Annotated in this window: 23 protein-coding genes and 1 tRNA gene; 8 read left to right on the top strand and 16 right to left on the bottom strand. The window is 64.0% G+C overall.

Features of this window, described 5'->3' with window-relative positions:
* Positions 1-46 precede the first annotated feature (46 nt).
* The 8 genes from rpsO to rimP form a co-directional block, all read right to left on the bottom strand.
* Entirely contained in the window at positions 47-316 is a 270-nt protein-coding gene (rpsO, locus tag IEV75_RS00300) for a 30S ribosomal protein S15 (RefSeq protein ID WP_188450554.1), read from the bottom strand.
* A 144-nt stretch (positions 317-460) separates the two neighbouring features.
* Positions 461-1420 (bottom strand): tRNA pseudouridine(55) synthase TruB, encoded by a 960-nt coding sequence (gene truB, locus IEV75_RS00295; RefSeq protein ID WP_188450553.1) that lies wholly within the window; start codon positions 1418-1420, stop codon positions 461-463.
* A gap of 6 nt (positions 1421-1426) precedes the next feature.
* Positions 1427-1795, bottom strand: a complete 369-nt coding sequence (gene rbfA, locus IEV75_RS00290) for a 30S ribosome-binding factor RbfA (protein ID WP_188450552.1) — start codon at positions 1793-1795, stop codon at positions 1427-1429.
* 102 nt (positions 1796-1897) lie between these two features.
* Positions 1898-2359, bottom strand: coding sequence for a DMT family transporter (locus tag IEV75_RS00285; RefSeq protein ID WP_188450551.1), 462 nt, complete (start codon positions 2357-2359; stop codon positions 1898-1900).
* 163 nt (positions 2360-2522) lie between these two features.
* On the bottom strand, positions 2523-5090 hold the full coding sequence (gene infB, locus IEV75_RS00280; protein ID WP_188450550.1) for a translation initiation factor IF-2: 2568 nt from the start codon (positions 5088-5090) through the stop codon (positions 2523-2525).
* A gap of 125 nt (positions 5091-5215) precedes the next feature.
* Positions 5216-5863: an RNA-binding protein gene (locus IEV75_RS00275; RefSeq protein WP_188450549.1), complete on the bottom strand. Its 648-nt coding sequence runs from the start codon at positions 5861-5863 to the stop codon at positions 5216-5218.
* Positions 5860-7620, bottom strand: coding sequence for a transcription termination factor NusA (nusA, locus tag IEV75_RS00270; RefSeq protein ID WP_188450548.1), 1761 nt, complete (start codon positions 7618-7620; stop codon positions 5860-5862). The genes IEV75_RS00275 and nusA overlap by 4 nt, the downstream gene beginning before the upstream one ends.
* Positions 7621-7633: 13 nt before the next feature.
* The gene (gene rimP / locus IEV75_RS00265) at positions 7634-8242 is read right to left on the bottom strand and encodes a ribosome maturation factor RimP (RefSeq protein ID WP_373290493.1); all 609 of its coding nucleotides are present in this window, start codon (positions 8240-8242) and stop codon (positions 7634-7636) included.
* Positions 8243-8406: 164 nt separating this feature from the next.
* On the opposite strand from rimP, the gene thpR reads away from it, so the two are divergent.
* Positions 8407-8949, top strand: coding sequence for an RNA 2',3'-cyclic phosphodiesterase (gene thpR / locus IEV75_RS00260; protein WP_188450546.1), 543 nt, complete (start codon positions 8407-8409; stop codon positions 8947-8949).
* 51 nt (positions 8950-9000) lie between these two features.
* A complete protein-coding gene (locus IEV75_RS00255) occupies positions 9001-9561 on the top strand; it encodes a hypothetical protein (protein WP_188450545.1) in 561 nt (186 codons plus the stop codon).
* Between the two features lie 27 nt (positions 9562-9588).
* Here the strand turns inward: IEV75_RS00255 and IEV75_RS00250 are convergent, their stop codons facing one another.
* The 3 genes from IEV75_RS00250 to IEV75_RS00240 all read right to left on the bottom strand — a co-directional run bounded on the left by IEV75_RS00250 (position 9589) and on the right by IEV75_RS00240 (position 11524).
* Positions 9589-10026, bottom strand: coding sequence for an acyl-CoA thioesterase (locus IEV75_RS00250; protein WP_188450544.1), 438 nt, complete (start codon positions 10024-10026; stop codon positions 9589-9591).
* Positions 10023-11162, bottom strand: coding sequence for an iron-containing alcohol dehydrogenase (locus IEV75_RS00245; protein ID WP_188450543.1), 1140 nt, complete (start codon positions 11160-11162; stop codon positions 10023-10025). Before IEV75_RS00245 ends, IEV75_RS00250 begins: the two co-directional genes overlap by 4 nt.
* An 89-nt stretch (positions 11163-11251) precedes the next feature.
* Positions 11252-11524, bottom strand: a complete 273-nt coding sequence (locus IEV75_RS00240) for a histidine kinase (RefSeq protein ID WP_188450542.1) — start codon at positions 11522-11524, stop codon at positions 11252-11254.
* A gap of 84 nt (positions 11525-11608) precedes the next feature.
* On the opposite strand from IEV75_RS00240, the gene IEV75_RS00235 reads away from it, so the two are divergent.
* Both IEV75_RS00235 and IEV75_RS00230 read left to right on the top strand, forming a co-directional pair.
* Positions 11609-11899, top strand: coding sequence for a 4a-hydroxytetrahydrobiopterin dehydratase (locus IEV75_RS00235; RefSeq protein ID WP_188450541.1), 291 nt, complete (start codon positions 11609-11611; stop codon positions 11897-11899).
* 97 nt (positions 11900-11996) lie between these two features.
* Complete coding sequence (locus IEV75_RS00230) at positions 11997-12320, top strand: hypothetical protein (RefSeq protein WP_188450540.1); 324 nt, start codon at positions 11997-11999, stop codon at positions 12318-12320.
* Between the two features lie 19 nt (positions 12321-12339).
* Here IEV75_RS00230 and IEV75_RS00225 read toward each other — a convergent pair whose 3' ends face one another.
* The 5 genes from IEV75_RS00225 to IEV75_RS00205 form a co-directional block, all read right to left on the bottom strand.
* Complete coding sequence (locus IEV75_RS00225; protein WP_188450539.1) at positions 12340-12768, bottom strand: hypothetical protein; 429 nt, start codon at positions 12766-12768, stop codon at positions 12340-12342.
* A 50-nt stretch (positions 12769-12818) separates the two neighbouring features.
* The gene (locus tag IEV75_RS00220; RefSeq protein WP_188450538.1) at positions 12819-13694 is read right to left on the bottom strand and encodes a tetratricopeptide repeat protein; all 876 of its coding nucleotides are present in this window, start codon (positions 13692-13694) and stop codon (positions 12819-12821) included.
* 105 nt (positions 13695-13799) lie between these two features.
* Positions 13800-15488 (bottom strand): NfrA family protein, encoded by a 1689-nt coding sequence (locus IEV75_RS00215; RefSeq protein ID WP_188450537.1) that lies wholly within the window; start codon positions 15486-15488, stop codon positions 13800-13802.
* A complete protein-coding gene (locus IEV75_RS00210) occupies positions 15485-17242 on the bottom strand; it encodes a glycosyl transferase family protein (RefSeq protein ID WP_188450536.1) in 1758 nt (585 codons plus the stop codon). Before IEV75_RS00210 ends, IEV75_RS00215 begins: the two co-directional genes overlap by 4 nt.
* 435 nt (positions 17243-17677) lie before the next feature.
* Positions 17678-17753 (bottom strand) — tRNA-Ala (locus tag IEV75_RS00205).
* A 146-nt stretch (positions 17754-17899) separates the two neighbouring features.
* Here IEV75_RS00205 and IEV75_RS00200 point away from each other — a divergent pair.
* The 4 genes from IEV75_RS00200 (at position 17900) to IEV75_RS00185 (ending at position 20856) form a co-directional block, all read left to right on the top strand.
* Positions 17900-19108 (top strand): sensor histidine kinase, encoded by a 1209-nt coding sequence (locus tag IEV75_RS00200; RefSeq protein ID WP_188450535.1) that lies wholly within the window; start codon positions 17900-17902, stop codon positions 19106-19108.
* A gap of 26 nt (positions 19109-19134) precedes the next feature.
* On the top strand, positions 19135-19545 hold the full coding sequence (locus IEV75_RS00195) for a response regulator (protein WP_188450534.1): 411 nt from the start codon (positions 19135-19137) through the stop codon (positions 19543-19545).
* Between the two features lie 87 nt (positions 19546-19632).
* Entirely contained in the window at positions 19633-19938 is a 306-nt protein-coding gene (locus tag IEV75_RS00190) for a YggT family protein (RefSeq protein WP_127569118.1), read from the top strand.
* A gap of 6 nt (positions 19939-19944) precedes the next feature.
* Complete coding sequence (locus IEV75_RS00185; RefSeq protein WP_233351694.1) at positions 19945-20856, top strand: bifunctional 5,10-methylenetetrahydrofolate dehydrogenase/5,10-methenyltetrahydrofolate cyclohydrolase; 912 nt, start codon at positions 19945-19947, stop codon at positions 20854-20856.
* Positions 20857-20894 lie beyond the last annotated feature (38 nt).

Here is a 20894-nt window from a genome sequence, read left to right as displayed (position 1 = left end):
GAAACGCCGGTCACCAGGGGTGACCGGCGTTGAAGGGAAGCAGAGCCTAGCGGCGCAGGCCCAGCTTTGCGATCAGGACCCGGTAACGCGGTTCGTCAATACGGGCCAGATAATCAAGAAGGCGGCGGCGCTGGGAGACGAGCTTGAGCAGGCCCCGGCGCGAGTGATTGTCCTTCTTGTGAGTCTTGAAATGCTCGGTGAGGTTGGCGATGCGCTCGGAGAGCACGGCCACCTGGACTTCCGGCGAACCGGTGTCGTTGGCCTCACGGGCATATTCCTTGATGAGCGCAGCCTTGCGCTCTGCAGTGATTGACATTCGTCATCTCCTCAGTGCCGATCAATTCCGGCCTTGCCAGGGCACCGTCCAGCAAGGTCGGCAGTCATGCGCGGTGCTTATGGACGCAAAGTGTGCCGATAGCAAGGCGTGCAAGGCCATTTCACGCTCACATCGGCGCGAGGCTCAGGTGCCAGCCGGCACAAATACGCGCCAGGGTGAGAGCTTGCCCGCCTGAAGGTCGCCAATGGCCACCGGTTCGTCGCCATCCATCGCCAGCACCGAGCGCGAACAGTCCCGGTCGCCTATCCAGCGTTCGCAGCGTAGCGCCCGCAGCGCCTCCACCCGGCGAGGCGGCACCACTATGGCCCGCCCCTGTCTCAGATACGCCACCTGATCGGGTGTAACCTCCAGCACGGGCAGCTCACTCGCCGCTGCGTGCAGCGGCTCGAGCGCTTGCGCCTCGCGGGCCTCGGCCTTCAGGGCTTCAAGACCGGCAAGCGTGATGGCATCGGCAATATCGAACGGCCCGACCGCCACCCGGCGCAATGCCGCGACATGGCCCTCGGCGCCCAGCGCGGCGGCGATGTCGCGCACCAGAGAGCGTACATACGTCCCCTTGCCGCAGACCATTTCCAGCACGGCAAGGTCTGCTGTCGGCGTATCAAGCAGGCGCACATCATCAATGCGCACCGTGCGCGCGTCCAGCTCCACAATCTCACCGGCACGGGCCAGATCATAGGCCCGCTCGCCATCGACACGGATCGCCGAGAAGGCAGGTGGTATCTGGTCGATCTCGCCGGTAAAGCGTCCCAGCACGGCCTCTATGGCCTCACGCTCAGGGCGCACATCGCTTGCTGCCGTCTCCTCGCCTTCCGCGTCCAGCGTGTCGGTGGAAACACCCCAGCGAATGGTGAAGCGGTAGGTCTTCATCCCGTCCTGCGCGAACGGCACCGTTTTGGTGGCCTCGCCCAGCGCAATGGGCAAAAGCCCCGTCGCCAGCGGGTCCAGCGTACCGGCGTGACCGGCCTTGCGGGCATCGAAAATGCGCCGCACGGCGGACACAGCCTGCGTGGAGGTCATTTCAGCCGGCTTGTCCAGCAAGACCCAGCCATCGACCGGATTTCCCTTTTTCCTGCGTGCCATGCCGGTTCAGTCCAGATCGCGTTTCACATGAGGGCGCGAGAGCACTTCGTCCACATGAGCGGCTTCGTCGAACCGGTCATCGGGTTCAAAGCGCAGCTTCGGGGTGAAGCGCAGATCGATCCGGCGGGCGAGCTCGCGCTGGAGATAGCCGGCCGCGTGATCGAGCGCCTTTGCCAGCTTCACCCGGTCCGTCTGGCCCATGGCCGCGACGAACACGGTCGCATGACGCAAATCCGGGCTCATACGGGCCTCTGTTACGGTCACCGGCACACCGGCTACCGCCGGATCATGGATGGCGCCTTCGGCAATGATGTCGGCCAGCGCGCGGCGGACAAGCTCGCCGGCGCGCAACTGCCTTTGTGACTGGGCTTTCATGGGCAATTACCTCGTTTCCGCGCAGGACGGGCCGGGATTGAACCGGGACGCCCGTGGAAAGGGGGCGGGTGATACGCGCTTGCAGGGGCGCTGGCAAGCCGGTCAGCCGCGCACCACCATGATGGCACCGGCGACGAGAAGGAGCACACCGCCGATACGCACCAGATTGGCCGGGCGCACATCAAGGCCCAGAAGCCCGAAATGATCCATGGCCAGCGCCGCGATCAGCTGGGCGGCAATCAGGACCGCAAAGAATGCGCCCACCCCGATTTTCGGGGTCGCCCACATGGCGGTTGTCACAAACAGCGCGCCCAGCGCCCCGCCGGCAATCCACAGATGGGGCGGGACCGAGGCCAGGGTCTCCCGGCTCGGCAGACCGTTTCTCAGTACGAAAACGCTCACCACACCCAGCATGACAAGCGCCCCGGCACTGAAATTCACCAGTGCGGCGCGCAATGGCGAGCCCAGCACGGCGGCAAGCTGGGCATTGAAGGCCGGCTGGGTTGCCACCGCCGCGCCGGCGATCACGACCATGACAATGGGGAAGGCAAGCGAGGCGTTCATGCGGGTTTCCTCTGTGTTCTGCGGGCAGTCAGGCTTCAACACGGCCCGGCGGGCCTGCGTTCCCTGAAGACGGGGTCCGGCTGGCCGTGAAAGCCCCGGCATTGAAAAACCCCGGCTGTTCCCAGCCGGGGTTTGGTTAGGCTCAACTCAGGCCCGGCCGGTGTCAGAGCTTGCGCTCGATCTCCTCGACGGTGAAGCACTCGATCTGGTCGCCTTTCTGCAGGTCCTGATAGCCGACAAAGCCCATGCCGCACTCGGTCCCGGCACGCACTTCACTGACCTCGTCCTTGAAGCGCTTGAGCGTGGACAGCTCGCCCTCATGGATGACGGTATCGTTGCGCAGCAGGCGCACACCACAGCCGCGGCGCACCACACCCTCGGTCACGCGGCAACCGGCCACCTTGCCGAGCTTCGTGATATTGAAGACTTCCAGAATTTCGGCATAGCCGATGAAGGTTTCGCGCTTCTCCGGCGCCAGAAGGCCTTCCAGCGTCTTCTTCACGTCATCGATCACATCATAGATGATCGAGTAGTAGCGAATCTCGACCTTTTCAGCCTCGGCGAGGTCCCGCGCCTGCTTGTTGGCACGCACGTTGAAAGCAAAGATCGGAGCCCCGGAGGCCTTGGCCAGCTGCACATCGGCCTCCGACACACCGCCCGGAGCCGCGTGGATGACGCGGGCGCGCACTTCTTCATTGCCCACTTTTTCCAGCGCGCCGGTCAGCGCCTCGGCAGAGCCCTGCACGTCCGCCTTGATGAGAACGGGCAGTTCCTGGACCTCATTCTGCTGCAGGCGGGCCATCATCTGTTCCAGCGAGGTGCCGCCACCGCCCGTGCCGGCCGATTTGTCGCGGCGCTGGCGCATGCGGTAATCGACGATCTCGCGGGCGCGTGCCTCGTTCTCGACAACCGAGAAGGCTTCGCCCGGCTCCGGCGCGCCATCAAGGCCAAGAATCTCGGCCGGAAGCGAAGGACCTGCCTCGCTCATCTGCTGGCCGCGCTCATTGGTCAGCGCACGCACCTTGCCCCACTGCACGCCCGCGACAACGATGTCGGCGCGTTTCAGCGTGCCGCGCTTGACCAGCACGGTCGCAACCGGGCCGCGGCCCTTGTCGATCTGGCTCTCGATGACAATGCCTTCGGCTGAACGGTCCGGATTAGCCTTCAGCTCGAGCATTTCGGCCTGAAGCGTGATCGCGTCGGTCAGCTCATCAAGACCGGTCTTCTTCAAAGCCGACACCGGAACGAACTGGACGTCACCGCCCATGGATTCGGTCACGATCTCATGTTGAAGCAGCTCGTTGAGCACCTTGTCGGGCGTCGCGTCGGGCTTGTCGATCTTGTTCACCGCCACGATCATCGGCACACCGGCCGCCTTGGCGTGATTGATCGCCTCCGCCGTCTGCGGCATCACACCGTCATCAGCCGCCACGACCAGGATCACGATGTCGGTGGCCTGCGCACCGCGCGCGCGCATCGCCGAGAAGGCGGCGTGGCCGGGCGTGTCCAGGAAGGTGATCTTGTCGCCGGATTTCAGCTGTACCTGATAGGCGCCGATATGCTGGGTGATGCCGCCCGCTTCGCCGCCTGCCACGTCCGTGGAGCGCAGCGCATCGAGCAGCGAGGTCTTGCCGTGGTCGACATGGCCCATGATCGTCACGACCGGCGGGCGCGGCTGCTTGGTGTCTTCCGGGTCATCGGCAGAGATAAAGCCTTCTTCCACATCGGCATCGGACACCCGTTTCACGCGGTGGCCGAACTCCTCGACGATCAGCTCGGCATCATCGGCATCCAGGAAGTCGACGGCGCGGACCATCTGGCCCTGCTTCATCAGGAATTTCACCACATCGGCGGCGCGTTCCGCCATCCGGTTGGCCAGCTCCTGCACCGTGATGCTTTCAGGCACGACAACGTCGCGCGCAACCTTCTCGCGCTCGGCCCCGCCTTGCGTGCGGCGCTGCTTCTCGCGCTCGCGGGCGCGGCGCATGGAAGCCAGCGAACGCTGGCGCCCTTCATCATCCTCGACAAGATTCTGGATGGTAAGGCGCCCCTTGTGGCGGCGCTCACCGGAATCCTTGGACCGTGATGGCGCAGCCTTGGCCGCCGGTGCCAGCTTCTTCTTGGCCCGCCCGTCATCATCGTCGCCATCGCCGCCGCGGGCCTCATCCTTGGCACGGGCGTCCTTGTCCAGGACCTTGCGCTGGGGCTTGGCCGTATCGGGATCAACAGGAACGGGAATGTCAGCCGGGTCGGGAGCTGCCACACGCTGCGCCTCGGCCTTCTTGCGGGCCTCGGCCTCCTTGCGGGCGGCCTCCTCGCGCTTGCGCTGGTCTTCGAGCGCCTTGCGGTCTTCCTCGGCCTTGCGGGCAAGTTCGGCCTCTTCAGCCTTCTTCTTGGCGTCGCGTTCCTCAGCCTCGGCGCGGGCGCGGGCGATCGCCCGCTGGCGCCGGATCAGCTCTTCTTCAGACAGCCCGAGCTGTTTGGCCTTGGCGGCCAGCGCCGCGCGCGCCTTGTCGGCATCGCTGGCAGCAGGCTTGCCCTGCGCGGGGGCGGCATCCTTGCCCGCAGGCGCACCGGCAGCGCCCGGCGCGATCCGCTTGCGCTTCTTCTCAACCACAACCGCCTTGGAGCGGCCGCGCGCAAAGCTCTGCTGCACGGTGCCCGATCCGGTACGTGCGCCGAGGGTGAGGGGCTTGCGGCCCGAAGGATTGCGTTCGTCAGCGTCGCTCATAAACGTCTTTCATCGCGGCTCTGCATAAAAAGGCCTGTCGAAGCACTGCGCCGCAGCAATGCCTACTGCCCTGTCCATCCGGCTCTGGCGAAAGGCCCGCTAACCTAGCGGTCCTGCCTGCCGTTTCAACTCTCTCTTGCCGGTCCATCCGGCAATTGCGGGCCCATGGCACGGAAACCGGCCAGCTTGCCCATCAACACACCGAACGCCTCGGCCTCCGGTCCCGGTGACAGCACCAGATGCACCACACCGGAGCGCCCGAGCGCTGCACCAAGTTCGGCAGCGCTGAAGTACATCACCACCGGCACACCTGGCGCCGCGCCGTGCGCAAGCTGGTCCAGCTTGCGCCGGCCGTCCGTCGCACCGTCGCTGGCCTCGATACGCCAGGCCGGCGGGGGCGATGCGGTAATGGCACCTCTGGCGCCATCATACCCCATTGCGAGCCGTCCTGCGCGCCTTGCGAGACCCAGTATCGACAATGCCCGTGCGGCAAGCTGTCTCTCGATCTCATCAGCAAGCCCTTCGGGTACCGTCACCGGCCCTTCGAACGCCCGCTGGAAGGCCTTGCGCCTCATGGCGGTGGCCACCGCCTCCCGGCTCGCGCTGATCCAGGCACCGCGCCCGGGAAGCCTGGCCGAAATGTCCGGCACCACCAGCCCTTCCGGGCTGACCGCCACGCGGATCAGACTGGCCTCGTGAGCGGTCTCGCCACTCGCGATGCAGCGCCTCTCCCGGGGCGTCTTCACGCGGGTTTCCCGTGCGCCGCGGCTCACTTGTTCTCGTCTTCCTCCGCCGTTTCGCTCTCCTCACCGGCATTGATGAGGGTTTCAAGGTCCACGCCCAGACGCTCCGCTTCCGCCTCGAGAGCGGCCAGATCGAACTCGCCGTCTTCGGCCAGCGCGTCCTCGACGGCCTCGTCAACACCGTCCGCATCTGCGCCGGCTTCGGCCTCTTCGGGCTCCTCCGCCGGAATATCCTCTTCGGAAATCCAGCCGGCCGCCACACGGGCCTTCATGATCAGGCGCTCGGCATCGGCGGCCTCGATATCAAAGCCATCGAGAATGCCCGGCTCGCGCACGCGTTCGCCATCACGGGTCTCGTACCAGCCGCGCAAGTCATCCGGCGTCATGCCGGCCAGATCGTCAACCGAGAACACCTCGTTCTCGCCGAACTTCACCGCCATCGGCAGCGTGACGCCGTCAATCTCCAGAATGGCGTCGTCCACGCCCAGCTCCTTGCGGCGGGCATCCTGCTCGGCGGCCTGCTTGTCAAGGAACTCGCGTGCGCGGGTCTGGATTTCCTCGGCCGTCTCGTCGTCAAAGCCTTCAATGACGGCGATCTCGTCCAGCTCCACAAAGGCCAGATCCTCGACATCGGTGAAGCCTTCCGTTGCCAGAAGCTGGGCAATGACCTCGTCAACATCAAGGGCTTCGATGAAGAGGGCCGTGCGCTCGGTAAACTCTTTCTGCCGACGCTCACTCTCCTCGACCTCGGTCAGTATGTCGATCGACCAGCCGGTCAGCTGGCTGGCAAGGCGCACATTCTGGCCCCGGCGGCCAATGGCCAGCGATAGCTGGTCATCAGGCACCACAACCTCGATACGCTGGCTTTCCTCATCGAGCACCACCTTGGCAACTTCCGCCGGCTGCAGGGCGTTGACGATGAAGGTGGCCGGATCGGGATTCCACGGAATGATGTCGATCTTCTCGCCCGCCAGCTCGTTGACGACCGCCTGCACGCGGCTGCCGCGCATGCCGACGCACGCGCCCACAGGGTCGATAGAGCTGTCATTGGAGATGACGGCGATCTTCGCCCGGCTGCCCGGATCGCGCGCGACACGCGGGATCTCGATAATGCCTTCATAGACTTCCGGCACTTCCTGCGAGAACAGGGCGGCCATGAAATCCGGGTGCGCGCGCGACAGGAAAATCTGCGGCCCGCGCACTTCGGGGCGCACATCATAGATATAGGCGCGCACGCGGTCATTGGGCTGCAGCGCCTCGCGCGGAATGGCGTCATTGCGCCGGATAATGCCCTCGGCCTTGCCCAGATCGATAATCGCATTGCCGTATTCGACGCGCTTGACGATGCCGTTGATGATTTCGCCGATACGGTCCTTGTATTCTTCGTACTGACGTTCGCGCTCGGCCTCGCGCACTTTCTGCGTGATCACCTGCTTGGCAGTCTGGGAGGCGACGCGGCCGAACTCGATCGGGGGCAGTTCTTCCTCGAACACCGTGCCGATTTCCGCATTCGGGTCGATCTTTTTCGCTTCCTCCAGGCTGATTTCCTGGGAGTCGTTCTCGACTTCCTCGACCACCGTGGTGTGGCGCGTCAGCTTCATCTCGCCGGTCTTGGGATGGATCGAGCAGCGGATATCGAGCTCGCTGCCATAGCGCGAGCGCGCGGCCTTCTGGATCGCTTCCTCGATGGCGGCGAGCACCAGCGGCTCATCAATCATCTTTTCCTGCGCGACGGCGCGGGCGATCTGCAGAAGTTCCAGCCTGTTGGCACTGACCCCGATGGCCATGATGAGTATCCTGTTATCTGTTGGTCTTTGAGGTTTTGTCGGTTTGGGTGTCTTCAGTCACGGTCTCGGCTCCGTCCGTCCAGACCGGGGCTTCTCCGCCACGCCCTTTAAGGGATTCGGCGATCAGCGCATCGGTGAGAACCAGCCGGGCCTCGGCAATCCAGTCAAACGGCAGGACGGCGGTTTCTTCCTCGCCATCAAGATCAATGAGCACATTGCCGTCCTCGATCCCGGCCAGAACGCCGCGAAACCGCTTGCGGTTCTCCACCAGCCGGTCGAGCTCGATCTTGGCTTCAAACCCTTCCCAGCGTTCAAAGTGGGCGAGCATGGTCAGCGGGCGGTCAATGCCGGGCGAGGACACTTCCAGCACATATTCGCCGGAAATCGGATCGTTCGTTTCAAACACATCGGAGAGGGCCCGCGACAGGCGCGCGCAATCTTCCACATCCATCGTGCCATCGGCCTTTTCCGCCATGATCTGCACGGTCTGGCGCTTTCCCGACAGCACGCGGATGCGCACGATCTCGTAGCCCATCGCCTCAGCGACCGGGTCGGCGAGCACGGCGATCATCTCATCGTGTCGGCTGCGTGTTCTCAAAGACGGCTCCGAAGCGGCAAACAGCCCGAATAGGCAATGAAAAAGGCGGCCCCCGGTGAGAGCCGCCCGATAGTGCCATCCGGCACATCGAACCTGATGAGCGCGCTTATACGCCCCCCAAGGGTCAAATGCAATGGGGTAGGCGGCTGGCTTGACCCCCACGCCTGAAATATGGCGGTCTTTGCCTCATGGCCTTACGTATCTTCGCCGCCCTTCCCATTCCTGACGAGATCGCCGAGCGGGTGACGCCGCTCCTGAAGGGCGTGCCGGGTGCGAAATGGCGCCCGGAGGAAAACTTCCACATCACCCTCGCCTTCTATGGCGAGTGGCCCGAAGACGTGATCGCGGAGCTCGATCATGAGTTATCGCTCATACGCATTGCCCCGTTCGAGCTGCGCCTGAAAGGTACCGGCCATTTCGGCAAGGCGAGCCCCACCCAGCTCTGGCTGGGTGTCGAGGGCGGTGAACCGCTCGAACGCCTCGCCCGCCAGTGCCACCGCACCGGGATCAAGGCCGGCATGGAGATGGAGAAGCGCAGCTACACGCCGCACCTGACGGTCGCCTATCTCAACATGGCCGAGATTCAGCGGGTGCAGAAATTTGAAGAGCGGCTGAACTTGTGGAAGTCACAACCTTTTCTGGCGGATCGCTTCTACCTCTATTCCAGCCACGCCCGTGGCCGCGGCCCAAACGCCTACGAGATCGAGGCGGAATATCCGCTGGAAGGGTGAGGCTGGAAACACGTTGACCGGTTCGCCATGATGGCACCGAGGGAGACGGGCATGAGCCTGACGGACAAGGAGAAGGCTGTCCTGGCCAAGGCGGGTTTCGGCGCCGGTGTTATCCGGGCCGCGGAAGACGAGGCCGGGCGGTTTGTGTCCCTGCCCATGCGGCGGCTCTTCGGCAGCTTCTGGTTCCAGACCGGATTCAGCATGGCCATCGTGCTTGCAACCGCCGTGTTCGGTGCGGGTGTCTCGAACGGGTTCTTCAGCGCATTCGTTGCCGGACTAATGGTCATTTTTCCGCTCATGCTGATCGTGAGCATGGCCTGGCTGTCAGCTCGCCAGCTGCGTCACGAAAGCCCGGAACGCTGGGCTGCACGCAAGCTTGTGGTGCAGTCAGCAGGTGGCGGACACGGCGCGCTTGAAGGGCTGACGAAATTGGCTGAGCGCGCGTCAGCGGCGGGCAGCACCCATCAGGCGCTTAGGCTGATCGCCGGTACCGGCACAGAACCATCGGCCAGACCGGACTGGATGGCCCGCGCATTAATTGCCGGATTGATCACCGGGCCGATCCTGCTTGTCGTTGCCGTCCCGCTTATCCTTTCGCATTTCGGCTACTAGGGGCTGTCCTCACAAAGGCTTCGGGCGCTAGCCCGCCAGCTTTTCCAGCGCCTTGCGCCAGCTATCGGGCAGTGAGACCGGGCGGCGGGTTTTGCGGTCCACATAGACATGGGTGAAATGGCCCTCGGCGATGGCCTCCTCCCCGCCTTCATGGAAAATGGCGATCTCGTAGCGCACCGAGGAATTGCCGAGCCGCCCCACGCGTATGCCCGCCTCCAGCCGGTCGGGGAAGGCCGCCGGCGCGTGATAGCGGCAGCCGGTCTCCACCACGAGGCCGATAGGGTCTCCAGCGGCAATGTCCAGCAGGCCCGCCTTGACCAGCCAGCGGTTAACCGCCGTGTCGAAATAGGCGTAATAGGTGACATTGTTGATATGGCCGTAGACATCATTATCGGCCCAGCGCGTCTCGATACGCTCGAACGCGCCATAGCCCGGACGCCGGGCAGGTGGTTCGCGCCCGCTCACAGGATTTCCTCATACATGGCAACGATATCGCCATAGGCCATGGGCCGCGGATTATTGGGCAATAGCCGGTCATTGGCCGCCACATCCTCGGCCATGGCGGGAATATCATTATGGCTGATGCCGAGCTGTGACAGGCGCCGCTCTATGCCTACCGCGTCGGCGATGCGCTCCATCTCTTCGATCAGTCCGGCTGAGCTGGCATGCAAGCCGATATGGCCCGCAATCTCCGCATAGAGGGGCTCGGCAGCACTGGCGTTGAAACGCAGGACGGGCGGCAGGACAACCGAGTTCGACAGCCCGTGCGGCACATGGAACATGCCGCCGAGCGGATAGGCCATGGCATGCACACCGCCGACGGGCGAGTTGGAGAAGGCCTGACCGGCCAGCATGGCACCCAGCAGCATGCCCGCGCGCGCCTCCCGGTCCGATCCGTCCTGGCACACGCGCTCCAGATTGGCGTGGAGCATTCTGAGCGCTGCCAGCGCCAGCGCGTCAGAGACCGGGTTTTTAAAGCGCTTGCCGGTAAACGCCTCGATGGCATGCACCATGGCGTCAATGCCGGTCGCCGCCGTGATATGCTTGGGCAGCCCCAGCGTCAGATCGGCGTCCAGCACGGCCATGTCAGCATAGAGCGGCGCAGCGGCAATGCCGCGCTTGGACGTGGCGCCGGTGGTGATGACGGCGACGCTGGTGACCTCGGAGCCGGTACCGGCCGTGGTCGGGATAAGGATGAGCGGCAGGCGCGGGCCCTTGACCCGGTCCATGCCATACATGTCGGCGAGCGGCTGGTCAGAGCCCAGAAGGAGCGCGACCACCTTGGCGGTGTCCATCGGGCTGCCCCCGCCAAAGCCGATCACGGCCTCGGCCCCGAATCCGCGTCCCTCGGTGACGGCTTCCTCGATGACGCTTTCAGGCGGGTCGGCGACCACCTTGTCATAGACGTGGACCTGGAAACCGTCCGCTTTCAGCCCTTCCAGCGCACTGTTGAGAAGGCCAAGCCCCATCACGCCCTTGTCGGTCACCACCAGCAGGCGTCTGGCGCCTTTCAGGGCGGGAGCGGCATGACGGGCCAGCTCCGGCGCGGCGCCGGGCGCGGATACAATGTGGGGAACGGTTCTGAACTGGAAGGAAGTCATGGCGCGGCCCTGATGCTGAACGGTGCGAGTTCAGCAAGGCTGGCCGCTTGAGCCGTTCAGTTCAAGCAGAACGTGAAGTGCAGTGCGCCTTAGGCCACACCGATACGCGGCGGACCGCCATGGGCCGCTTCCGACGGGCCAAAGGCACGGTCCAGAAGATGGGTTGAGTCCTGTGCCAGCTCGATCGCTGCGGACAGATGCTCCAGCACCTTCATGTTATTGGCCATGACGTGCAGGGCCTCGGGCCGTGTGTCCTCGGAGATTTTCGTCGAACGCGTCAGCACCTCAGCACGCAGCTGGATGAGGATATCCTCAAGCTTGCGCCCGCCAGGATTGGTTTCGGATACGAGAAAGCGGGTCATGTCTGCCGCCTCCTTTCTTGTTTCACCGGAACCGACTATGCCCGCGATGAGTCTTTTTTCGGTAAACGGCAAAGGAGAATGATCATGGCCCCGCAAAAGATCGGCGCTGATGCCGCCCTGAAGCAGGTGGACGGCTGGACCAAGGCAGAAGGAAGCCGCGACGCCATCACCCGTACGGTCAAGTTTGATGATTTCAATGCCGCCTTCGGTTTCATGACGCGCGTCGCCCTGAAAGCCGACAAGATGGATCATCATCCGGAATGGTTCAATGTTTACAACAAGGTAGAAATCGTCCTGACGACCCATGACTGCGATGGCGTCAGCGCGCTGGACGTCGAAATGGCCAGATTCATCAATGATGCCGCTTCCGCCTGAGCCGGGCTTTGGTTAAGCTGGCGTTAACCATGCCGGAACGGGGCCAGACGGCCCCGTCGTCACAACGGGGCATGGGCAACACAAGGGAGATCTATTCATGCTGACCATGCTTGCCGCCAGCCTGGCACTTCTTGGCGCCGACGATCACGGCGCCTCTGTCGATGCGCTGCTTGAACATGCGCTTCAGGTCCAGTCCGACAGCGTCACCTATACGGTGATGCTGAGCGAGGACGGCACCTATTCCAGCGATGTCGGCATTTCCGGAACCTGGGAGGTCCAGGGCGACGAGCTGTGCACCAGCCGCGCCACCGGCGAGACCAATTGCCAGCCGATCCAGGAGGGCCTCAGCCTCGGCGATAGCTGGGAAGGCGAGAACACGACCGGCGAGACCGTCACCTTCACCATCGTCCCGCGCTCGTAATTACCGCCCCGAGGCGAGCCTATGGCTCGTGCAGCGCAATCGAACGGATCAGGACCTCCGCGCCGCGCGCGCCGAGCGTCCTGTCCGTGGATTGCTGCAACAGGCGCGTAATGCGCACGAAATCAGGCACGTCACCGGCCCGGTAGCCAAGCCCGCCATAGCTGGTCAGCGCCGTGACATAACCATCACGCAGGCGCAGCGTGCTGGCCCGGGCCTGCTCGCGCAGCGCCTCATCTGGAATATCCAGCGCAAACTGAACCTCCAGAACGCCGCCCATATAGGCGCCGGCCCGCACCGAAGCCGATACCGGCTCCATGCGGACATAGCTTGGCGATGTCGAGAGAATGCGCTCCGACACTGCAGGCGCAGCGCTTTCTTCTTCCGCGGGCGGCGGGGCCGATAGCGCAAGGGCGGCAGATGCCAGAAGTGTCGCAAACAGGGTATCCATAAGCGCAAGCCTAGCCTGTCACCGGTAAACAAGCGGTTGGCAGGCGGGCGTCAGGAGCGGCTGTTTTCAGGCGGAAAATCAGCACTGAGGCGCGACAGGCCGGGATCAAGACGGACTGCCTGCCGGTAGTAATCGTACGCGGAAGCCGTCTCGCCGCTGGCCCGGCTGGCATAGGCCAGCGAGACAAGGATGCTGGCATTGTCCGGCGCGCCCTCGTGCGCGAGCATCAACGCCTCCGCAGCTGACCGGTGCAGGCCCAGCGCGGTCATCACCACGCCCTGCTCATAGCGGCGCCATGGCGTGTCTTCTACGGTAATCGCCTGCTCGATATGGGCCAGCGCTTCGCGATTGCGTCCGGCAAGGCGGGCATGGCTGGCCTGCTCATCATGCCAGATGGCGGCGAACTGCGCCGGTAATGCGCCCGGGCTGAGAGCGGCCAACTCCGCGTGCGCCGTTGCACGGTCACCGGCAAGACGGGCCGCGCGGGCGGCCATCAGCCGGTCTTGCGCTGCCCCTGACAGGGCAGCGGCATCGCGCCAGGCCTGGCGTGCACCGGCTCCGTCACCGGCAGCTTCGGCGCGATAGCCATAACTGCGTAGCGCAAAAATCTGCTCATCCGTGGTGAGAACATGACGCTCGGCCAGCACGGCCTGCAGCGCCGTGACCGCGCGGTCATGGTCACCGGCCTCTATCGCGCAGGTCGCTGCTGCCAGCCAGTCGCGCACATCCCCGCTGGACCGGGCCAGCTCGGCAAAGGCGCTGTGTGCTGCGCGGCACTGCCCGCTTCCGGCGAGCGCATAGGCCCGCTCACGCAAGGCATATTCCTCGGCAACCTGGCCGGACACGGTAAGCCCCGCCGCGACCAGCACCGCGCCCGCCACCGTCTTGACAATACTGCCTGCCTGTATGGAAGCGAGAAGCGCCATGCCCTGCCTGTGCCGCTAACCATAAACCGGCAGGGGTTATACGCCTCTCAGCCCTGGTCTTCCAGTGAAATCGGGCCGTCCTTTGCCTGCAGAGAGTCTATCGGCTCAGAAATTGACCACCACGCGCCCGATGACACTATGGCCGGGCGTGTCACCCATGCCCGCCCGGTATTCCAGTTCGAAATCGACCCGGTGACGATACGCGCGGTACTGATCCTCACCGAACCAGCGCGAAACCATCACACCGGCGCCGGCCTCCAGCCGTTCGCGCGTGGCAAGGCTGTCATCGGAAATCTGGCCGACAGCCGTGACATAGGGTGTCACAGCCCAGCCCTCGCCCGTGCGGAAGCGAAGCCCGTGGCGCACAGAGGCATAGGCCGACGTGAACTGCGGATCATCCGGGATCCAGGCCAGATCGCCATAGAGGCTGGTATAGACCCAGCGATCCGCAACCGGATTCCAGTCTCCGCCTTGTGTCCATCCATAAGACGCCCGCAACAGCCAGGCATCGCGCGCCAGATCACCGCCTGCGATCAGACGTTCTGCAGCGAGGTTGAAATCATGGCCGGCAATGGGCTTCCAGCGCGCGCCAAGGCCAAGCTGGAGTGTGTCATCGGCACGCGAGAGCGATCCGGCATCAAGGCTCTGATAGGCGCGGCCATAGAGCGTGACCCCGCGCCCGGCCCGGTAGAGCCCCTCTGGCCGCCAGCCCGCCTCGGCGCCGATCTGGCTTTCAAAACTGCCCTGTTCGGGCAGGGTGAATCCGCTAAAAGCCGCGTCATCGCGCCAGGTCAGATAGCCCGTGAAATAGGTCGTGCGTTCAAGCGTCTCGACCTCACGGCGCAACCGGTAGAGCCGCACCGGGTCATCATCGCCCGTCCCCGCGGCGGCGTGCCGGTCAATCGCATCACGAAAAGCGGCCGCCGCGGCGCTGCGCTGTCCGGCGGCGGCGCGCGCATAGCCTTCTTCCTCGCGTACGCCGAGATTGAGCTGCTCGCGCCCTGCCACATCGGCAAAGATCAGCGCCGCATCCTCATGGCGCCCGGCACGCCGGTAGGCATAGGCATTGGCCAGCGCGATGTCCCGGCTCAGCGGGTCTGCCGCGTAGGCCGCCTCCAGCGCGATCAGCGCCCCGGCATCATCGCCGGCTGCCTGCAGCCACAGGCCCTTGTCGAAATGCCGGAAGGCCGCCGGCTCGATGGCAATCGCGCGGTCCATCCACATCGCTGCCTCACGGGGCTGTTCAGCGGAGATCACGCGCGCACGCTCCTCGTAAAGCAGTGCCAGCTCACCGCCCTGGAATCCCGTCTCGTCAAGCGCAGCCAGCCGCGCGCGCGCGGCGCCCGTCTCTCCCGCCAGCCGGAGGGCCCGCGCCGCCCGCAGCCGGTCGCCGGGCGATTGCGACAGGCCGGCCGCCTCCACCCAGGCCCAGCGCGAACGGTTCAGATCACCGGCCGCTTCTGCCTGAAAGCCGATTGAGCGCAGCACATAGATGGTCTCGTCCGCATTCATGCCGCCAATCGTGTGCGCGTAGAGATAGGCTTCCAGCGCGGTCGCCGGGTCGCCCAGCGTCGCCGCACAATCGCCGGCCATCATCCAGCCTTGCGCCGTGCCAGCCGCGACGGCCTGCTGGCGCAAATGCTCATAGCCGCAGGCAAGCTGGCCGGAATCAGTGGCAAAGGCAGATACCGCCCGGTCGACATCCACCCCGGATTCAAGCAACAGGCCGGCAGCAAGCAGGCCAATGGCCGAGTTGAACCGGAAGCGCGTCAGGCGTTTACGGGTGTGGGTCATGAAAGGGTCTCCGCTATACGAGCCGGAACAGGCATGGGCGGCGGGGCTGGCGCTCTTTCCATGAGCGCACCGGCGCGTCTGTCCAGATCAAAAATGAAGGGTGTTTGCGATGGCGCAGGCAGGGCTGGACGGGGCGCAGCCGGCACCGAAGCGGCAAGCCCGGCGGTCAGGGTCTCCGGCAAGGCGGGGCGCGCCGCCACGGGCCGCTCGTGCGAGGCAAAGCTGGACTGGGTGCGGCGTATCTCCTCCGGCGAGGGATAGGAGTGCATCGTCTTGTCCCAGGTGATCGCCACACCGGTCACGCGGTGGACGATCCAGCGCCGGTTGGCGCGTGCGGCCGCCAGAAAGCCGATATAGTTGCCCACCACCATGCGCACCGGCACCATTACCAGGTATTTGAACCCGTGCGTGATGCCGGTGAAGATCATCCGGTGGACGAGCCGGTTCACCAGAAACCAGAAATTGATCAGCACGATCGACCAGACCCAGCTTTTGGGGTCGATCAGCGGCGGCAGGCCACCGGCTTCGGGAATGGCGGCCGAGACAAGCCAGTACAACGCCCACTGGAGGGTGATGAAGTAGGCCAGCATGCCCGTCGGCGCGGTCCAGATGGCTTTGCGGTCGCGATAAAGGAAATAGCGGTGGACGAGCGGGCCGACCCATCCCAGCTGCCGCCAGCCCATGTAGGAAATGCCCAGCATCCAGCGTGATTTCTGCTTTACCGACACCGTCATCGCGTCGGGGAAAAATTCACGCGTGCACACGAGCTCCACCCGCGTGCGGCGCCTGCCTTTGGGCGTCGTCAACCTGACCCGCGCAAAATAGCGCACAAAGGCGGACTTGAACCCGGCCTCATAGAGCCGGTGGCCGATATCATAATCCTCGGTCAGGCTGTCGGTATTGAAGGGCAGGTTCTCGCGTTCGGCATTGAGAAGGTCGATGACGCGGCGCGACAGCGCAGTTGCCACGCCGGCAGAGGGCACTTGCGCGGTCATGTGGGAGCGAACGACGAGATCCTTGGTATGCCATTCGGCAAACTCGTCCATATAGTGGCCTGCCACCAGCGCGTTCCAGGCACGCGGCATCGACAGGACCGGCAATTGCACCATGTCGGCGCGGTCCAGCCAGGCATTCATCACCTTGAAGGACAGGGGATGAATCACGTCCTCGCTGTCATGCATGACAAAGGCGTCATAGCGCCTGCCGGTCTGCAGCTCACGGGCGATCGCGTTCTGGATGATCCAGTTCAGGCAGTCGGCTTTCGAGGTCGGGCCGGGATGGCCGACATTGGCGCGGTAGACATTGCCGTGACGGGCCACCAGCGCGTCGGCCTCGCGGATCGTGTCCGCATCATTGGGATATACCCCGATAAAGATGTCGTAGGCGGTATAGTCCAGCTCCTGAATGGTGTGATCCACCATCCGGGCAATCACATCGGCCTCCTGCCAGGCAGGGATCAGTATGGCCAGCCGCTTTTCGGGCATGGCACGCAGCTTTTCGACCGAGGGAATGCGCCGGAAGGGCCGCAAGACAAGGTTCTGCGCCGTCAGCACCCAGTAATAGAGGTCCAGAAACGTGTCATCGATGGAAGAGACAAAGATCACCAGCGCCGCATAGACCGTCGCCCAGGACAGAACCGTCCAGTAGATGCGCACGGCCTCGCCCAGGCTTTCGCGTGTTACAGGATCGGTGAACCAGTCACCCAAGCCCCCAACCAGGCCTGCCGCCGCCTCTAGAAGAGAAAACCAGTCCATCCCCGCCCCGCTCGTCCGATGCCGGGGATCTGCCCGGCAGGTTTTAGGGGTAGGGGCGGAGTTTGCTGAAAATTAATCCTGAATGAGGCCATAAAAGGCCAACAAATACAGTCAGATGGCGTTCACCTCCGGTTCATGTGAAGCTCTGGGCACCGGTTAACGTATTGAATTTTTGTAATACGGCGCTCCCATCGGCGGTGCCCGGTGCGCGAACAGGCTGCCTTATTGGTGCCGTCTTGACGGGGCGCGGCCACATTAGCGCCCCATACCCGGTACCGGCAGCTGCAAATGTCTGCCGATCCGGAACTTTTTCGGACGTCTGGATAAATGGCGCCGGCGGCGCAGCGCCGGAACTGCGGAGTTTGAAACCGCAATCACGCGCCGGCAGCGTCAGCTAGGACCGGCCGGGCGAACGCGGAGGAAAACCTGGAAAAATGGTGGAGCCGAGCGGGATCGAACCGCTGACCTCGTCATTGCGAACGACGCGCTCTCCCAACTGAGCTACGGCCCCACTTCGCGAAGAGGTCAGGGAGGTAGTGCCCGGCCACGTATCTTGTCAAGCACATGATGGAGCAGCCGTCGAAATCGCCGGTGGCCCGCTTGACGCCCGTCCTGCCGCATAGATAGTGCCGGCTAAGCAGGGGAGGCCCGAAGCGCATGGAACCCATGACGCATTCGCTATCAACGCACGGCTTCATGCCCCACGGCATGTGCTATCTGTGGGAGCCGTCCATATTGTGGACGCATGTGCTGTCCGATGCGCTGATCGCGCTGTCCTATTTCTCCATTCCCGCAGCGCTGGCCATTTTCTCGATACGCAGGCCCGACCTGGTCTACCGCCCGGTAATGTGGCTGTTCGTGGCCTTCATCCTTCTGTGCGGCATGACGCATCTTTTCTCCATCTGGACGGTATGGAACCCGCACTATCAGTTCGAGGGCGTGCTGAAAGCGGCCACGGCAGCCGTATCCGTGGCTACCGCCCTTGCATTGTGGCCGTTATTGCCGCGCGCGCTGGCCATGCCGTCAAACATACAGCTGCAACGATCCAACCATGCCTTGCAGGCCGAGATCGGGCGCCGCGACGAGGCGGAAGCCCGGCTGATGGCCGTGACGGGCCAGCTGGAACATCGCGTCCGCCAGCGCACGCGCGACCTTGAACGGGCCAATACGGCCTTGCGCCAGTTTGCGGCAGCCGCCGCGCACGATCTGCAGGCCCCCTTGCGTCACATCCAGATATTCTCCCAGCTTCTCGAGCAGGAAGAGGCCGATGCGATGAGCGCCGACGGCCAGAAGCATCTGGCCAAGGTGCGCGAGGGCGCGCTGCGTGCCCAGACCCTGATCGCTGTCCTGCAGGAATATGCCCAGCTGGTGAACCGGCCACCAAAGACCGAGGCACTGGAATTGCGGCGTGTCATTACCGGCGTGATGTCGGCGCTGGAAGACGACATACAGGCCAGCGGCGCATCGCTGGAGTTTGGGGATTTACCGCACGTTGAGGGCGATCCGGTGCTTTTGACCCAGCTTTTTCAGAATCTGGTTTCCAACGCGATAAAATACCGTTCCGCCCTGCCGCCGGTGATCACGATAAATGCCGCGCAGGGTGATGACGGCATGGTCGCGGTTTCCATTACAGACAATGGAATCGGGATCGATCCGGCGCACGCCGAGACGATTTTCCAGATGATGAAAAGGCTGCATGACAACACCCGTTATCAGGGTATGGGGGTGGGCCTGGCCTTCTGCCGGGAGATCGTCGAGAGCCATGGCGGCGAAATTTGGCTGGACGAAACCCACCTTCACGGCGCACGCTTCTGCCTGACCCTGCCGGCAGCGGGTTCGTTACCGGCCGGCGGCGTCACCTCGTAAGCCAGCGGGGCCCGAAGGGGAAGACAATGGCGAACAGTATCCGTCTCCTGCTCGTCGAGGATGATGAGAGCGACGCCTTTCTGACCAAGCGCGCCTTCGCCGACATGAAGGGTGCCAATCTGATGCACGTGCCCGGCGGGCAGGCCGCCCTTGATGCGCTTCGTTCCAGCCGGTTCGATGTCATGCTGCTCGATCTGAACATGCCGGGCCTGTCCGGCCACGAGGTCATCGAGGCGCTTCGCGAACGCGAGGACCCTGAACTGGTCCCCATCATCGTGTTCTCGTCGTCAAGCCAGCCAGGCGATATCGACAGGGCCTATGAGGCCGGGGCGAATGCTTACTTGCGCAAGCCCGACAGCCTGGGTGGTTATCAGCAGATGGCTGACGCGGTGTGCCGGTTCTGGCGCGACCACGCAGAGATACCCGGACGGCACTGACCACGCGCTTGCGTGACAGGGCAATGCGCGTCTAGACAGACGCCACCCCTTGCAACGCCTTGCGCGTGCGTCCAGACGGAGACAGCGATGACCTTCGGTCAGGCCCTGATAATCTATTTCATCATTCCGGTACTGAATATTCTGGTGCTGCTAATCTTTGTGAATGTGGTGCTGAGCTGGCTGGTCGCGTTCAATGTCGTCAATCCGCGCAACCAGTTCGTCAATACGATCTGGCGCGCCACCAATGCGCTGACCGAACCGGTGCTGTCGCCCATCCGCCGTATCCTGCCGCCGCTGGGCGGAATTGACCTGTCACCGCTGGTTCTGCTGCTGATCATCTTCTTCGTGCGCGAATGGGTGATCATGGGGCAGATATTTCCGCTTCTGGGCTAGCGTTCGGTGAGCACACCCGATTTCATCCGGCATCGTGAAGGGCTTGCCAGCCTGATTGACGGCAAGCTGGCCGCGCAGGCGCTCGACAGCGCGGTGGCAAGCGAGGCGGCATCGCTCAGTGCACGCATCGGGCGCAAACCCTGCCTTGCTGTGGTGCTGGTCGGCGAGGATCCGGCAAGCCATGTCTATGTACGCAACAAGGTAAGGCGCACAGAGGCTGCGGGCATGATCTCGCAGGAATTCCGGCGCCCCGCAGACCTGGCTGAAGCCGATCTGGTCGCTCTGGTGGAAACCCTCAATGCCGACCCGGCCGTGGACGGCATACTGGTGCAGATGCCGCTGCCCGCCCATATCGATACCAGGCGTGTGGTGGAGACGATCGATCCGGCCAAGGATGTGGACGGGCTGACCGCCACCAGCGCAGGCAGGCTGGTGCTGGGCGCGGACGGGCTGCGCCCCTGCACGCCTTCGGGCTGTGTCTGGCTGGCCCGGCAGGCGCTGGGCGACCTGTCCGGCCTGCACACCGTGGTGATCGGGCGCTCCATCCTTGTCGGCAAGCCGGCCGGGCTTCTGTTCCTGGAACAGAACTGTACGGTGACGCTCGCCCATTCGCGCACCCGCGATCTGCCTGCGGTCTGCCGCTCGGCCGATATTCTGATTGCCGCTGTGGGCCGCCCGGAAATGGTGCAGGCGGACTGGATAAAGCCGGGCGCGTGCGTGCTGGATGTCGGCATCAACCGCACTGATACAGGACTGGTCGGCGATGTCGCCTTCGAGGCGAGTGAAAAGGCCGCAGGCCATATCACGCCTGTGCCCGGCGGGATCGGCCCCATGACCATTGCTGTCCTGCTGGCCAACACGCTCAAGGCCGCCGCCGCACGGACCGGCGAAACAATCGCCGATCCCCTCGCAGGATAATGCGGAAATTTACGCTTTGCTAAGCGCGCAACGATAGC

The sequence above is a fragment of the Glycocaulis albus genome (assembly GCF_014639075.1).
GTDB lineage: Bacteria > Pseudomonadota > Alphaproteobacteria > Caulobacterales > Maricaulaceae > Glycocaulis > Glycocaulis albus.
This window is presented reverse-complemented; position numbering and strand designations above follow the sequence as displayed.